This window comes from Cohnella ginsengisoli (genome assembly GCF_029525555.1).
Taxonomy (GTDB): Bacteria; Bacillota; Bacilli; order Paenibacillales; family Paenibacillaceae; genus Cohnella; species Cohnella ginsengisoli.
Window position 1 is genome coordinate 366,078 of record NZ_JAPDHZ010000006.1, and the last position, 15,112, is coordinate 381,189.

The 15,112-nt window shown below is 62.2% G+C and carries 10 protein-coding genes, 1 tRNA gene and 4 pseudogenes; 10 read left to right on the plus strand and 5 right to left on the minus strand.

From position 1 onward, the window contains the following. Positions 1-75: 75 nt before the first annotated feature. The 5 genes and pseudogenes from OMP38_RS28230 to OMP38_RS35235 form a co-directional block, all read right to left on the minus strand. Entirely contained in the window at positions 76-960 is an 885-nt protein-coding gene (locus OMP38_RS28230) for a DUF4430 domain-containing protein (RefSeq protein WP_277568050.1), read from the minus strand. 37 nt (positions 961-997) lie between these two features. Then, positions 998-3,073 (minus strand): S-layer homology domain-containing protein, encoded by a 2,076-nt coding sequence (locus OMP38_RS28235; protein WP_277568051.1) that lies wholly within the window; start codon positions 3,071-3,073, stop codon positions 998-1,000. A gap of 698 nt (positions 3,074-3,771) precedes the next feature. Continuing rightward, a tRNA-OTHER gene (locus OMP38_RS28240) sits at positions 3,772-3,865 on the minus strand. Positions 3,866-3,868: 3 nt separating this feature from the next. Beyond that, on the minus strand, positions 3,869-4,399 hold the full coding sequence (locus tag OMP38_RS35230; protein ID WP_338130701.1) for a LysR family transcriptional regulator substrate-binding protein: 531 nt from the start codon (positions 4,397-4,399) through the stop codon (positions 3,869-3,871). A 54-nt stretch (positions 4,400-4,453) separates the two neighbouring features. Beyond that, positions 4,454-4,972, minus strand: a pseudogene (locus OMP38_RS35235) (LysR family transcriptional regulator); the annotation flags it as partial. Between the two features lie 428 nt (positions 4,973-5,400). Here OMP38_RS35235 and OMP38_RS28250 point away from each other — a divergent pair. From OMP38_RS28250 to OMP38_RS28300, 10 genes and pseudogenes are all read left to right on the plus strand, one after another. Beyond that, positions 5,401-6,472 (plus strand): annotated as a pseudogene (locus OMP38_RS28250) (branched-chain amino acid aminotransferase). Between the two features lie 242 nt (positions 6,473-6,714). Continuing rightward, positions 6,715-7,594: pseudogene (locus OMP38_RS28255) on the plus strand (MBL fold metallo-hydrolase); the annotation flags it as partial. A 67-nt stretch (positions 7,595-7,661) separates the two neighbouring features. After that, a complete protein-coding gene (locus OMP38_RS28265) occupies positions 7,662-8,597 on the plus strand; it encodes a DMT family transporter (protein WP_277568055.1) in 936 nt (311 codons plus the stop codon). Positions 8,598-8,960: 363 nt separating this feature from the next. Then, positions 8,961-9,905 (plus strand): ABC transporter permease, encoded by a 945-nt coding sequence (locus OMP38_RS28270; RefSeq protein ID WP_277568056.1) that lies wholly within the window; start codon positions 8,961-8,963, stop codon positions 9,903-9,905. Positions 9,906-9,920: 15 nt separating this feature from the next. Next, on the plus strand, positions 9,921-10,316 hold the full coding sequence (locus tag OMP38_RS28275; protein ID WP_277568057.1) for an ABC transporter permease family protein: 396 nt from the start codon (positions 9,921-9,923) through the stop codon (positions 10,314-10,316). Beyond that, the gene (locus tag OMP38_RS28280; RefSeq protein ID WP_277568058.1) at positions 10,219-10,851 is read left to right on the plus strand and encodes a carbohydrate ABC transporter permease; all 633 of its coding nucleotides are present in this window, start codon (positions 10,219-10,221) and stop codon (positions 10,849-10,851) included. Before OMP38_RS28275 ends, OMP38_RS28280 begins: the two co-directional genes overlap by 98 nt. 81 nt (positions 10,852-10,932) lie before the next feature. After that, positions 10,933-12,459: an ABC transporter substrate-binding protein gene (locus tag OMP38_RS28285; protein ID WP_277568059.1), complete on the plus strand. Its 1,527-nt coding sequence runs from the start codon at positions 10,933-10,935 to the stop codon at positions 12,457-12,459. Between the two features lie 155 nt (positions 12,460-12,614). Next, positions 12,615-14,345, plus strand: coding sequence for a sensor histidine kinase (locus OMP38_RS28290; RefSeq protein WP_277568060.1), 1,731 nt, complete (start codon positions 12,615-12,617; stop codon positions 14,343-14,345). 3 nt (positions 14,346-14,348) lie between these two features. Further along, positions 14,349-14,636, plus strand: a pseudogene (locus OMP38_RS28295) (response regulator); the annotation flags it as partial. Positions 14,637-14,949: 313 nt separating this feature from the next. Further along, positions 14,950-15,111 carry a helix-turn-helix domain-containing protein gene (locus OMP38_RS28300; protein WP_277568061.1) on the plus strand — a complete coding sequence of 54 codons (162 nt, stop codon included), beginning with the start codon at positions 14,950-14,952 and terminating at the stop codon, positions 15,109-15,111. Position 15,112: the final 1 nt, after the last annotated feature.

Genomic DNA, 15,112 nt, shown 5'->3' on the forward strand with positions numbered 1-15,112 from the left:
TGAGGCCCAACAGGATCACGCCGGCGTAATAGGTGAAGCAAACGAGCGGATGAAGCCCGCCGAAGCCGCCTGCGCTCACGACCCGCTCTCCTCGCCGTCCGCGCCTTTTCCGACGTCCTTGCCCATGTCGAGCGTGTATAGCCATTCCACGATGTCGCCGGCCTCCAACTTATAGGCGCCAGCGCTCTTGCCCGGAAATTCCCCGTTCACGCGGAACAGCCAGCCGCTCTTCGCGCCTTTGTCGAATTCGTATAAATTATCGATGCCTTCTACATAAGCGGCTGCGCCGCTGCCTTGGTACTCCATCTGCATCTTGCGGCTGCGGGTCGCGCGCTTCAGCGCGTCGAGCACGCTGTCGCCGGACTTGAGTTCGACCGCGGCGGGGGACAGGATCGTGCCCGTATCGCCATCGCCGACGATCGACAGCGTGATCTCGGCTTTTTGCGGCGCCTGCGTCGCCGCAGGAGAGGGGCTTGGCGTCGCTTGGCCGGACTGCGGAGGGGCTGAGGGCTTGCCGCCGGCGGCTGCGCTCGGCGTCGCAGGCGAAGCGGATGGCTTCGCGGTTGGCGTCGCGGTTGGCGTCTCGGCGGACGCCGACGCCTCCGGCTTGGACGGAGCCGAGCCGGCATCGGCGGTCGCCGTCGGCACCTTGCCGCCGGATGGCTTGACGGCGCCGTCGGCGGACGCCGTGCCGGGCTTAGCCGTTGCGCTGCTCGCGCCTTCGGGTTCGCCGCTCGGCGCCATCGCCGTTGCACTCGCTTGCTGGCTGGATTGCGCGCTTGCCGAGGCTGCGGCGTCCCCCGGCTGCTTCTGTCCCGCGGACGATGCCGGGACAGACACGCTCGCTTGGCCGGGTATCGCCTCGCGGTCCGCGCCGGATCCGCTGCAGCCGGCGGTCGCGAGCAGCGCGGCCAGCAGGACGAACAACGCGGCCAGCCTTCCCTGGGTAATAGGCTTCACTTCATTTCCCTCCTTGCGTCTGCGCAGACTGACGATTTTAAGAGGCTAAATCTAAATGCTTCAATCGGACGGCGGTTACGGCGGCCATCTCCCGGCTCACGGTGCCCGACGGATCGAAGGCGCCCGCGGCGCCGAGCAGGATACCTTTTTCCGCGACCGCGTTCACGTAAGGCAGGGCAGCCGCGCGGATGCTGGAGGCATCCCGCCAAGCGGTGCCGCTCCGGGATCCGGTGAGGCCGAAGGCGCGGCCGATCATGACGGCCATCTGCTCGCGCGTGATCGGATCGCCGGGCTTGAAGGCCGCGGCCGATACGCCGTTCACGATGCCGGCCCGGGCGGCTCGCATGACGGCCCCGTAGTACCAGTCGGACGGCTGGACGTCGGCGAACGAGACTTCGAAGGTAGCGCCGTCGTTGCCGGGGGATTGGGCTGTGTCCAGCCGGTCGCCGGCCAGCCGGACGAGCAGGGCGGCGAACTCGGCGCGCGTGATGCCGCGCTTCGGCTCGAAGCGGAGCGGGGAGGCGCTCGTGCCGGAGAGCAGTTTGGCCGCATAGGCTTGATGCACGGCATCCGAAGCCCAGCCGGCGATCTGCCGTTCGTCCGCGAACCGCTCGGCGGCGATCCGGTACAACCCGGAAGCGCCGGTTGTATAACGGTCGTAAGCGACCAGCGCCAGCATCGCTTGCTCCGTCGCGATGGCGTCGGAAGCGCCGCCCGGCGCGTGCGCGAAGCGGCCGTCGGCCGTCCGGTACGCCAGCAGCGCGTCGAGCAGGCTTCCGCCGGCCTTGAGGAAGGCGGCGCCGGCGGGATCGCGACCGGCGGCGGTCAAGCCGATGACGACTTGCGCCGCGGTCTCGCTGTTCTCGTCGCGCTCGAGCTTGAAGCCGCCGTCCGGCAGCTGGACGGACGAGAGATAGGCGATGGCGCGGTCGATCGCCGTTGCTGCGGAGCGAGAACCGCTGATTGGGACAGCGCCGGCCCCGGCGTCCGCGTCTTCGGCGCCATTCGCGTAAGGCGCGAGCGCGGCCAGCGCCATCGCGGTGATGTCCGCGTTGCCGGCTTCGCCGGCGGCCAGCGGAAAGCTGCCGTCGGCGTTCTGCAGCGCGAGCAGCCAATCGACGAGCTTGGCGCGCGTCCAGAGGGCGCTAGCCGGGACGTCGTATCCGCCGCTGTCGAGCGCGAGCAGCGCGAAGATCGGGCCGTTGGCGCCCTGGAGCGTCAGCTTGGCGTGGTTGTACACCGCCGCCACCAGATCGTATCCCGCGAACGCGCGGGGATCGCCGCCGGCCGCCCGCACGGCGAGGACGATGCGCTCCAGGTCCGTCGCCTTGCGATACGCGCCGGAGGCGGCCTTCACCTGCGCTGCCAGCTCAGCCAGGTAGGCGTCCGGTACGCCGCCGCCCGATCGGCCGAGCGCGAAGGCTTCCCACTCGGACAGCTCGGCCGCCGGCTTGGCGAGCAGAAGCTTGCGGAGCGCCGCGATGTCGGCGTCATATACGGCGCTCGCTCCCTCGCCCACGCTTGGCCTGCCGCCGTTGCCTGCGTTCCCGCCATCGCCGGCACTGCCATTCCCGCTTGCGCCGGTCCCGCCACTTGCCCCGCCGGCCGCATTCCCGCCGGCGCCTGGATTCGGCGCGCCAACGTCCGCGCCCAGATCGAGCGTGTAGCGCCAGACGACCGCATCGCCCGGCTTCAGCCGGTACATGCTGGCGCTCCTGGCGGGATACGCGCCGCTCACTTCGTACATCCAGCCGCTTTTCGGACCGAGATCGAGCTCCGACAGCCCGTCGATGCCGCTCACGTACAGCGTTTCTCCGGATCCGGAGGACTTGACCTTGCCCGGGAGCGTTCGCTCGAGCACGGAGTAGGCCGTATCCCCATCCTGCAGCCCTACCTGCGTCGCGTGGAGCAGCGTGCCGCGCTTGACATCCCCGATGACGGAGAGCGTGACGGTGCCGGCGGCCGTACCATTGTCTGCGACGACCGCAGCCGCGGCAGGCGCTGCCAGGCAGGCGACCATCGCTACGATCAGTAGGAGCGTCAGCGGCCATGCGCGATGTTTTCTGAGCGAAGGGGATAAGGCGCGTTGCAATAAAGATCGGGCGTTTGGCATGGAGCGAACCTCATTTCCGGTAAGTTTCCGGTAAGATGTATGCGTCATAGAGGGCTGGGACAGCACAGCGTCAATCATCAATGGATGCAAAGTGAAGAGGTGAAAATGGGGCATTCGCGCAAAAGTACACGATCGCGGTCCGCATCCGTTCGTCGTTCGGACTATCGCGCAAAAATGCAGGATTTTTACCCAAAACACCCGTGTTCTCGCTTAAAGCGGCGAGCTATCATGCACTTTGCGCGAAATATCGCAGAAAACCGCCATATCGGCCATGGATGATGTACTTTTGCAGGATAGCACGAGCGGCTGAAGCACCGGCCTGGCGACCCCAGAGCCGCTATATGACCGGGATTGGCCGAAAAAAGCGTCGTAGCGGACCCCAGATCCGCTAGGGGCATCATCGGAGGCCCCAAAAGGCGCGAAAATAGAAAATAGGTGCCTCGGATATCCGACAATTAAAAAAAGCCCCTGCCGTTAACAGGGGCTGACATGCAAAGCCGTGCCGAAGTCAAGCCGCGCATGGTTCGCCGCGCGAGACGAGCGCGCAAAAACGCTGCGGCGCTTTCCCTTCCTTTAGCCCCCGAAGAAAGAGAAACCGACGTTCAAGGCAGGTCTCCTGGCTCTTGCCTCATCGCTGACGCGGCGCCTTCCCGTCCGTTCGGACAGTGGCAACAAGCCGCTTCGCTCCGCAATTACAGTGGCGGGACCGCGCCGGATTCGCACCGGCTTCCCGATTAAGCCCGTCCGCGCTTCGCGTCGGGGCGCCTTGCCGTCATTCGGCTATTCGATTCCTTCTCATGATAGACCCCCGCCGCCGCTTTGTCCATCGGAAGCGTCGAACAAGGCGACGAAGCGCCGCGCCGCGCGGGAGAGATAACGGTCCTTGAGCCAGACGAGCCCCACTTCGGACAGCAGGTCGGCGTCGCGGATCGCGCGGCATTCGATGCCCGCCAGCGGGAACGTCGACATGACTGACTTCGGCAGCAGCGCGGCGCCGAAGCCGTGGGCGACCAGCGTGAGCGCGATCGCCACGCTCGCGCATTCGCAAAGGACCCGGGGGCGGAGCTCCGCGTCCGCGAAGGCGCGCATGATCGTCTCGTGCATGACGACCGTGCGGTCCGTCTTCAGCGAGACGAGCGGATAAGCCGAGAGCTCGGCGAGGGACAGCGGCTCCGTGCCGGCGCTGACCGCCGGTTCGTCATACACCGGTCCGCTATGCGCCGGTCCGTCGTGCACCGATCCGCTATGCACCGGTCCGTCATGCAAAGGTTCGTCATGCGCCTGTCCGTCATGCACCGGTCCGCTATGCGCCGGTCCGTCGTGCACCGATCCTCCGGCTTGCGCCTGGACCGCGCCGCCCGCTGCTTTCCCTGCGCCCGCCGGCAGCAGCGCGACGATCGGGTCCGAAGGGAGCGGCCGGATCTCGTAGCGCGCCGCGCCGCCGGGGGCTTCGAACGGCAGCCGCGCGACGGCGATCTCGATCTCGCGGCGGTCCAGCCGCTCGCCGAGCAGGTGATGGTCGCCTTCGCTCAGCTTGAAGCTGACGTTCGGATACCGCTCCCTGAATCGGCCGAGCGGGCCGGGCAGCAGCGACGTGCAGGACACGACGGCGCCGACCGACAGTACGCCGCTCACGCCCTCGTCCAGCTCCCGCACTTCCGCCACGGTCTCCTCCAGCTGGCGGAGCAGTCCGGCCGCGCGATCCCGAAGACGCTCGCCGGCCGGCGTCAGCCGCAGCCGCTTGCCGGAGCGGTCGAAGAGCGCGACGCCGAGCTCCTCCTCGATCAGCCGCATCTGCCGGCTGAGCGGCGGCTGCTCCATATGAAGCTTTTTGGCGGCGGACGTGATCTGGCCTTCTTCGGCCACCGTCAAAAAGTAACGCAGCTGCCTGACATCCATCGTCCGCTCCTCCTCGCTTGATTCGTTTATCCATACCCTGAAGGTATGTTAATCGTATAAATCAGATATTTCAAATATATTCCCGTTCGCGTTATTCTACAAGCAACACGTTGCAGGAGGGAACGAAAATGGAACGAAGAGCGCAGGACGGCATGTCAATGAACGGAATCCGGGGGCTTCAGAGCCGGATGCCGCCGGTCAGAAAAAGACGCAAGGGGCGGACGTCGGCGGGGAACGGAGAGGGAGGAAGCCGCGCGTTCGCGGCGGATACGACCGTCGAATCCGCGGCAGGCGAAGCCGACGACGCTACCCGGAACATTTGTAACGTCTCCGCAGCGAACGGGGACTCGCCTCCACTTGCCTCTTCGCCCCCACCAGCGTCTTCGCCTCCGCCCGCGCCTACGCCGGCGGCCCGCAAGGTCCGCGAGCTGCTGGAAGGCCAGGGCGGGCTCGGCTTCGGACGTTATTTTACCGATCATATGCTGCTCATGGATTACGAGGAAGGCGCAGGCTGGGGCGAGCCGCGGATCGTGCCCTACGGACCGTTGCTGCTGGACCCGGCGGCGAAGGTTTTCCATTACGGACAGACGGTGTTCGAGGGCATGAAGGCGTTCAAGTGGAAGGACGGCCGGGCGAGGCTGTTCAGGCCGCTGGATCATGTCCGCCGCCTGAACCGTTCCTGCGCGCGCCTGTGCGTGCCGGCGGTGGACGAAGGGTGCCTGCTGCGAGCGCTTCGGCGGCTCGTGGCCGCGGACGCGGATTGGATTCCCGACGCGCCGGGCACCTCGCTGTATATCCGTCCGTTCGTCGTCGCGACCGAGACGCAGCTTGGCGTGGCGCCTTCCCGGTCCTATCGATTCGTCGTCATCTGCTCGCCTGTGGGGGCTTATTACGCCGAGGGCGTGCGTCCAGTCGCGATTTACGTGGAAACGGAACACGTTCGCGCGGTTGCCGGCGGCGTGGGAGACGCCAAGACGGCAGGGAACTATGCGGCAGGGCTCAAGGCGCAGGAGGCTGCCGCGCGGAGGGGCTGCGCCCAGGTGCTGTGGCTGGACGGCGTCGAACGCGAATACGTCGAGGAAGTCGGGAGCATGAACGCGTTTTTTCGCTTCGGCGACGAGGTCGTCACGCCGCCGCTAGGCGGGAGCATCTTGGCGGGGGGTTACCCGGGATTCGGTAATCAATCTGCTCCGGGACTGGGGAGTATCCGTCCGCGAGCGCCGCATTAAGATCGACGAGGTGGCGGCGGGCTTGCGGGACGGCACGCTGCGCGAGGCGTTCGGCACGGGCACCGCCGCGGTCGTCTCCCCGATCGGCAGCCTGCATTGGCGCGGAGTGCGGCGGACCGTCGGCGACGGGGAGCCCGGCGAGCTGTCGAAGCGGCTGTACGAGACGCTGACCGGCATTCAGCGCGGCGAGCTGCCGGATCCGCACGGCTGGATGGCGCTCGTGCCCGACGCGGCGAATAGCGCTGCCGTGGCGGACGAGGGCCGGCGATGATATCATCGGTGTAGAAGGCCTTCGGGCCCATCGTCCGGCTGCAGCCAGAGAGAAGGTCTGTTTTTTCTATGATAACGCTCATCGTCGCGCTCGCCGTCGTATTGCTGCTGGCGGTAGCCGTCTACGCCGTGCTCGCCTTGGATCCGGTATTCGGCGCGCAGGCTTACCGGGATCGCGGACATCGCCTCCACAAGTCTCCGCAGTTCAAGGACGGCAAATTCCGCTACCCGCTGCCGACCGCGATGGTGACGTCGGCAGCGGACTATCTGTCCATGCTGCGCGACTTCGCGAAGCGGCGGCCGAACGCCCGGCCCGCGCCCGGTCGCCTCCCCGTCGTGAAGCTCGACACGGCCGGGCTCGGCCGTCCCGGGCCGCTCCGCGTCACCTGGTTCGGCCATTCCGCGTCGCTGCTTGAGATCGGCGGCCGCACGATTCTCCTCGATCCGATGCTGGGCCGCGCGCCCTCGCCTTTCCCTCGCTTCGGCGGCAAACGCTATGCCGATACGATGCCCTTCGAGATCGAGGAGCTGCCGCCGATTGATGCTGTCGTCTTTTCGCACGACCATTACGATCATCTGGACTACGGCACCGTGCGGCGGCTCCATCCCAAGGTCGGCCGCTTTTTCGTGCCGCTAGGCGTTGGCGCGCATCTGCGCAGGTGGGGCGTAGACGAGAGCCGCATCGAGGAGCACGACTGGCACGAGACGTTCGAATGGGAGGGACTGCGGCTGTCCTGCTTGCCGGCCCGGCATTTCTCGGGCAGGGGGGCTGACCGGGCGGGACGCGACCTTGTGGTGCTCCTGGGCGATCGAAGGCGGGGGGCAAAAAGTATTTTTCAGCGGTGACAGCGGTTATGGACCGCACTTCGCGGAGATCGGCGAGCGATTCGGTCCGTTCGATCTCGCGCTCATGGAATGCGGACAGTACGATCCGCGCTGGGCGGCGATCCACATGTCGCCGGAGGAGACCGTTCAAGCACACGTCGACGTTAGGGGAGGAACGCTGCTGCCGGTTCATTGGGGCGCATTCACGCTGGCGCTGCACGAATGGAACGATCCGATTCGCAGGGCGTCCGCCGAGGCGGCCCGCAGAGACGTGCGGATCATCTCGCCGCGCATCGGGGGAGACCGTAGAGATCGACGGCGCGAACGTTGGGGCGACTGCGGAATGGTGGAGGTGATAGAGCCCTGTGCCCAAGGCCGTCTATGTCGCGCTTGTCCTGCTCAGTCTCATTTGGGGCGGTTCATTCTATTTTATTAAAATGCTGGTGGATGACTTCGGGTCGTGGGGCGTCTCCTTCCTCCGATCGGCATTCGGTCTTGTCTCCGTGACGGCGATCATGCTGGCGATGCGCAAGCCATTCGGGTTTCGCGGCGTCCGATGGCCCGCGATGGCGTTCGTCGCGATCGTGAACACCGCTTTGCCCTGGTTTCTCATCGCGCACAGCGAGACGCGGCTCGACAGCGGCGTCGCTTCGATCCTCAACGCGACGACGCCGCTCTGGACGATCATCATCGGCGTGGCCGCATTCCGTGCGACGTCGAACCGGTACCAGTGGCTGGGCATCGCGATCGCCTTCGCGGGCGTCGCGCTGCTGCTCGGCATCACGCCGTCCGCCGTCTCGTCGATCGACGCGGCGGGCCTGCTGCTCATGCTGGCAGCCACGCTATGCTATGGGCTGGGCTCGCAGCTGTCCAAGCGGGTGCTGACCGGCTACTCCATGTACCAGCTGACCTTCGGCACGTTGCTCTGCAGCACGGTCGCGAGCGGCGTCATGGCGCTCGTCGCCGAGCCCTTCCCGATCGAGAGCATCGGGGACGGCACGAACCTGCTAATGCTGTTGGGACTTGGCGTCTTCGGCTCGGGCGTCGGCTATATTTTGTTCTACTACATCATCCTGGCGGCGAGCGCCGAATTCGCCACGATGGTCACTTACCTCGTACCGTGCACGGCGTTGGTGTGGGCGTATTCGCTGCTCGGCGAGCACATCGGCTGGAATATGCTCGCGGGCTTGGTCGTTATTCTCGGCGGCGTATACTTGGCGGGAAGAAGAAGCGGGCATTGCCCGCGCTGCAAGCCGCGAAAATATCAAATCAATAAACGGAGCGGCCTCGCCAGTCTTTGACCGGGCGGGGCCGCTCCGCTTTTAACGAACATCGATCAGGCGCCCTTCCCGGGCGGAGATCCAATCATTTTCGCCTGGAGATCGTCCGCAGGCACCTGCAGCCATCCCGCCTTGTCCCGGATCGCGACGCGGTCGGCTCGTCGGCCAGCGGCAATCGGGATTGATTGGCATGTTTTTTTATGAAGGTAAGGTAAACCTAACGTTTTTTGACTATGGTCTGTTGTTTTTGGTCTAGGAAGCGTCCCGCGATTTTTTTAGAATTACAACTATAGGGAAATGAAAGCGCTTTATAATAGGGAACCGTTAAAGGCAAGCCATCAGAACCTGCTCCTCCGCCTTTACTACAGGAAGGGAATGATGTTCATGGACGCAAGGGTCGACCGCAAGGGAAAGCGAACGCGCTGGCGCAAGCACGATACCGAGCTGACGCTGCTCGCGCTCCCGACCACGATCTGGTACATTCTGTTCTGTTTTTTGCCGATGTTCGGCGTCGTCATCGCTTTCAAAGACTTCAAGATCCACGGTAATTTTATCCGCAATGTCTTTAACAGCGCGTGGGTCGGCTTCAAGAACTTCGAATTTCTTTTCAAATCGAACGATGCCTGGATCGTCATTCGCAACACGATCGGCTACAACATCATCTTCATTATTCTGGGCATCGCGGTCCCCGTCACGCTCGCGCTGATGGTCGGACAGCTGCACAGCCGCAAGGCGGCCAAGGTTTATCAGACGATGATGTTTCTGCCTTACTTCCTCTCCTGGGTCGTCGTATCCGCCGTGGTCTGGGCTTTTCTGAGCTACGACAAGGGGATCTTCAACCAATTTCTGTCCGACTTCAATCGAGATCCTAAGAACTGGTACATGGAAGCGTCCTATTGGCCCTATTTTCTCGTCTTCATGAATATGTGGAAAGGCCTCGGGTACGGCATGGTCATCTACCTGGCGACGATCACGAGCATGGATTCGACCTATTACGAAGCGGCCGTCATCGACGGCGCGACCAAGTGGCAGCAGACCCGGTATATTACGCTTCCCTTGATGAAATTCGTAATCGTGCTGATGTTCATCCTGGCGGTCGGCCACATTTTTTCCACGGACTTCGGCCTGTTCTTCCAGGTGCCGCGAGATTCCAACTCTCTTTACAACGTCACTACGACGGTAGACGTGCTCGTGTTCAAGCAGCTCAAGACCGCGACGGTCGGCATGGCTTCCGCCTCTTCCTTCCTGCAGTCGGTGCTGGGCTGCGCGCTGATACTGACCGCGAACTGGGTCGTTCGCAGAGTCGATCCCGATAGCGCGATGATCTAGAGAGGAGGCATCCCGATGTCCACGCAAACGAACTACGATTCCGGTCTCGAAAAATTCAATCGAATCGGCAGAGGAACGAACGTCGTGTTCCACCTGATCTTTATTCTGTTGGCGCTGCTGTGCCTCATTCCCGTCGTGGTGGTGCTCTCCATCTCGCTGTCCGACGAATCTTCCATTCGCGAAAGCGGATATCACATCCTGCCGAAGGTCCTGTCCGGGGATGCGTACAACTATATCGTGAAGCAGGGATCGATGATCACCCGGGCGCTCGGCGTCTCCGTGCTCGTCACGGCAGGGGGGCACGCTGATCGGCGTGCTGCTCACCACGTCGATGGGCTACGTGCTGTCGCGTCCGAACTACAAGCTGAACGGGCTGCTCACGTGGATCGTGTTTATCCCCATGATATTTAACGGCGGCCTCGTATCCAGCTACTACATCAATTCGTCGCTGCTGGGGCTGAAGAACACGATCTGGGCGCTCATCCTCCCGCTTGCCGTGTCTTCCTTTAACGTCATCATCTGCAGAACTTTCTTTAAATCGACGATTCCGGACGGACTGATCGAGTCGGCCGAGATCGACGGCGCCGGCCAGTTCCGCATCTACTTCACGATCGTGCTGCCGATCTCGCTGCCCGTCCTGGCGACGATCGGGCTCTTCCTCTGCTTCTCGTACTGGAACGACTGGTTCCAATCGCTGCTCTATATCGACGACCAGAACCTGTACTCGCTGCAAGCGCTGCTCAACAGCCTGATGAGCAACGTCGACGCGCTGGCGAGAAACGCCTCGACGATGGGCGTCAGCTACGCGCAACTCGTCGCCACGATGCCCAAGGAATCCGCGCGCATGGCCGTCGCGATCATCATCGTCCTGCCGGTCGCGCTGGCCTATCCGTTCTTCCAGAAGTACTTCATCTCCGGCCTGACGGTAGGCGCCGTCAAGGGATAACCGAAATAAGCCCGGATCGATCGGGTTTATCATATCTGCCATACAGCTACACGCTTAAATGACATGAGGGAGGAAAAAAAGATGAAAGCATTCATGAAATCCCCGCTGTTAATCGGCGCAGCCGCGCTGGCGATGACCGGCCTGGCCGGGTGCGCCAAATCGGGCAACAACAACGGCGCGAACGGAGCGGCAGCAAGCTCTCCGGCAGCCTCTGCGTCATCTGCGGCGTCCGCGTCATCGAGCGCGCCCGCCACGAAGTCCGGCGATATCCCCACGCTCGTCTGGTGGACGATCGGCGGGCAAATACCGGCCAACTACGACAAGGCCATCGAGAAGATCAACGAATATACGGCCGAAAAGATCGGCGTCAAAATCGATCTCCGCGTCGCCGGCTGGGGCGAATGGGATACGAAGATCAACACGATCGTCAACTCGGGCGAACCGTTCGACATCATGTTTACGAATAACGGCAAGTACAGCCAGCAGGTCAACATGGGCGCTTTCGCCGATATCTCCGACATGGTGCAGAGCGCAACCCCGGACTTGTACAATCTAGTGCCGAAGATGGTGTGGGACGGGACCAAGATCGGCGGCAAAGTCTATGCGGTGCCGACCTATAAGGACTCGTCCGCGACCCAGTACTGGGTATTCGACGACGCGCTCGTGAAGAAGTACAACATCGACCTCGCCGGCATCAAGACGATGCAGGATCTGGACAAACCGTTCCGCGACATCAAGGCGGGCGAAGGCAAGAGCTACTACCCGCTTTCCTTGACGCAAGGCGACGGGTTCAACGGCTTCTTTAACGCCTACGACGATATGACGCTCGGCTTCGCGCCGATCGGCGTCAAGACCGACGACGCCTCGCGCAAGGTCGTCTCCGTGCTGGAACAGCCGGATACGATGGCGAACCTGAAGCTTCTGCACCAGTGGTACAAGGACGGCATCGTCAATCCGGACGCGCCGACCAAGATCGAAGCCGATCCGTACCGTCCGTTCTTCAGCGCGCAGGCGTTCCCGGGCGCGGAAGTGAACTGGCAGATCAACGCGGGCATCGAGAAATACGACATGGTGAAAATATCGGGCCCGATCTACACGACCAGCACGATTCAAGGCTCCATGAACGCCATCTCCGCCAATTCGAAGTACAAAGAAGAAGCGCTGAAGTATTTGCAATTGGTCAATACCGACTCCAAGCTTCGCAACATGCTGGCTTTCGGCGAAGAGGGCGTCGACTTCGATTATGTCAGCGACAAAGTCGTCGAGCGGAAAACCGATTCCTGGCCGCTGGCCGCCTACACGCAAGGCACGTTCTTCAACCTGGCCGTCACCAAGGGCGCGCCGGAAGATCAGTGGGATCAGGTGCGCAAGCTGAACGAAGCCGCGACTTCCTCCACGATCCTCGGCTTCGCGCTTGACCTCACGGATCTGGCCACGGAAGTCGCCAACGTGAAGTCCGTCTGGAGCAAATACAGCTATGAGCTGGTCACGGGCGCTTCCGATCCGGAGAAGCAAGTGCCGAAAATCGCGGAAGAGCTGCGGAAGGCCGGCATGGATAAGATCATTCAGTCCGCGCAGGCGCAAATCGACGCCTACTTCAAGGCCTAAGTCTCAAAACGGATCAAAGAGCCCGAACGCGCCTCTCCGGACGTTCGGGTTTTCCGGTCTTGCATGCGGCGGACACGAGGATTGATTTATCCGAAGCATACGGTATATGGTTAGACTATGACTTCGTCAAAAGTCCGACAGCAAGGGAGCGCCGCATGTTTTCCTTTTTTCAAATCCAAATCTATCGCGGCAAGTTCATTGCTTTTGCGGTTTTTGCGTTTATCATGGGGCTGGGCTTAAGCGCGCTGGCCACCTACGTGTTGTTGGAGCAATGGCTCGAGAATGCGAAAAGCCAATCCGCCGACTCCTTTTACAGGGTGGAGAGCGCGCTGCAGAACGATTCCGAGCGGATCGACGCCTACCTGCAGCGGGTCTACTCCAACAGCGGCCTCGTGGCCGACGTTCGCTATTTTCTGGGCAACAGCGCGGAAGGCTATCTGACGGTCAGGCTCCAGAACAGCCGCTACGACCAGACGCTCGTTTCGTTTCCCGAGGATATGAAGGCATTTCTCGGCAACGGCGGGCAAAATCGCATCGTGCAGGTGAGCCTGCATACCGGGGAACAAGGCAACGTCGTGCGCTTTGGCAGCAGCGGGGGCACGAGCTTCAAGTTCAACGTGCCGAACACGGACGATCTGTTCCGGGAGACGATCCAACGCGGATTCGTCATTCGCAAGCAGCTGCTGGATCCGAACCAAATCTCGCGCCAGCTCGGCGAATTCCGGTTTCTCGTCAGCAGCGACGCGTTGTTCGCGGACGTGCAGAACAATCGGCGGGTCGCATCCGCCGCCGTCAGCCGTGCAGGCGACGTGTATCTCGCCGGCGGCGGGGACCGCGCCGACGCGGATTTGTTCCGCAAGGCCGCGGCGAACCCAAGCGGCCATGGCTTCATTCGCCTGGGCGAACTGGGCCGCGCGTATTACGTGGCCTATCCGTCCAAGGCGTTCAACTATCAATTCGTCAGCATCGTCGATTTGTCCGCGCTCGTCCGGCAGAAGGCGGGCATCCTGCTCATCGTATTCCTGGTCATATGGGCGGCCATGGGAAGCGGCCTGCTGCTGGCCGCCTACAATCTACGCGAAGCCGCGGGCTTCCTGCGCCGGATCATCCATTCGATCGAACGGGTCAAATCCGCCAACTTCACGCCCGTCAGCCCGGCGCGCTATCGGAAAAACGAATACGGAATGATCGCGGCGGAGCTGGACGATATGACGCTGCAGCTCAACAAGCATATTCAGACGGAATACCTGCTCAAGCTGAAGCAGCAGCAAACGGAAATGAAGGCGCTTCAAAACCAGATTAATCCGCATTTTTTGTACAATACGCTGGAAATTATCCGTTCCTCCGCGCTGTCGGGCCGTTCGGACGATACGGCCGAAGCGATCGCGACGTTGGGCGCGCTGTACCGCGAGATCGTCAAAAACGAAAATATCATTCCGCTGGGCAGCGAGCTGGCCTTGCTGCAGAAATATTTGAAGATCATGGAATTCAAATACCCCGACCGGTTTTTTTACCAGCTTAACGTGGACGAATCGCTGCTGTCCCTGCCCACCGTGAAGTTTTGGATGCAGCCGCTCGCGGAGAACTTTTTCGTCCATGGCTTCGATCCGGAACACGAGTTCAACCTGCTCGTCGTGAACGGCACGGCGCGCGCGGACGCCTACGTGCTGGAGATGGTGGACAACGGGACCTCGATCTCCAAGGAACGACTGGCCGAGATCCGCCGGCATCTGTCCCTTAACGAGGATTCGGCTACGGAGAGCATCGGCCTGCGAAACGTGTATACGCGGCTTCATTTTTTTCACGGCAAAGGCTTTGCGATGCAAATCGATAATAACGAGGAAGCCGGCGTCAAGATCACTCTGACCTTTGCGAAGGAGGCGTAGCGGATGTATAAGCTTCTGCTCGTGGACGACGAGCCGCAGATTCTGGAGGGCGTCAAGCGAACGCTGGATTGGGAGAAGCTCGGCTTCGCGCGGATCGAGACCAGCGAGACGTACGAGGGCGCGATCGCCAAAGCCGTGGAGTTCGGGCCGGACCTGGCCATCTTCGACGTGTGCATCGGCAAGGAGCGAGGCTATAACGCCATCCGCAAGCTGAAAGAAATACGGCTGCCGGCTACCTATATAATGATGAGCGGCTACGAGGAATTCGAATACGCCGTGCAGGCGATTCATTGCGGGGCCAAGGACTATCTGCTCAAGCCGATCGAGCGCGCCAAGCTGCAAGCGCTGGTGCAGCGGATTATCGTCGAAGATCTGAACGGTACGCTGGCGGGGGCGGAACCGGACGACCGTGACACAGACCCCATACTGGGCGTGCGCTACGACAGTCTGTCCAAGCTGACCAACCGCATTCTGCAGATGGTCAAGGCGGAATACGGGCACAATCTCAACCTCAAAACGGTGGCCGAACGCTTTCGCATGAACGGAACCTATCTTGGCCAGCTCTTTTTTGAAAGAAACGCAGATGAAATTTTCGGAGTACCTGATGGCCTACCGGATGTTCCGGGCGCGCGAACGAATCCAGACGACGGACGAGAAAATAGCGACGATCGCCCAGTCCGTCGGATACGCCAACCTGAACTACTTTTATACGCATTTTAGCGCGTACTTTCACAAATCGCCTTCGGATCTGCGGAGAAAGGAATAGC

Bases quoted from the DNA above. Each gene is read 5' to 3' on its own strand.
- OMP38_RS28235 (WP_277568051.1), bottom strand. From the start codon at position 3,073: ATGCCAAACGCCCGATCTTTATTGCAACGCGCCTTATCCCCTTCGCTC.
- OMP38_RS28270 (WP_277568056.1), top strand. From the start codon at position 8,961: ATGGACGCAAGGGTCGACCGCAAGGGAAAGCGAACGCGCTGGCGCAAG.
- OMP38_RS28275 (WP_277568057.1), top strand. From the start codon at position 9,921: ATGTCCACGCAAACGAACTACGATTCCGGTCTCGAAAAATTCAATCGA.
- OMP38_RS28285 (WP_277568059.1), top strand. From the start codon at position 10,933: ATGAAAGCATTCATGAAATCCCCGCTGTTAATCGGCGCAGCCGCGCTG.
- OMP38_RS28290 (WP_277568060.1), top strand. From the start codon at position 12,615: ATGTTTTCCTTTTTTCAAATCCAAATCTATCGCGGCAAGTTCATTGCT.
- OMP38_RS28300 (WP_277568061.1), top strand. From the start codon at position 14,950: ATGGCCTACCGGATGTTCCGGGCGCGCGAACGAATCCAGACGACGGAC.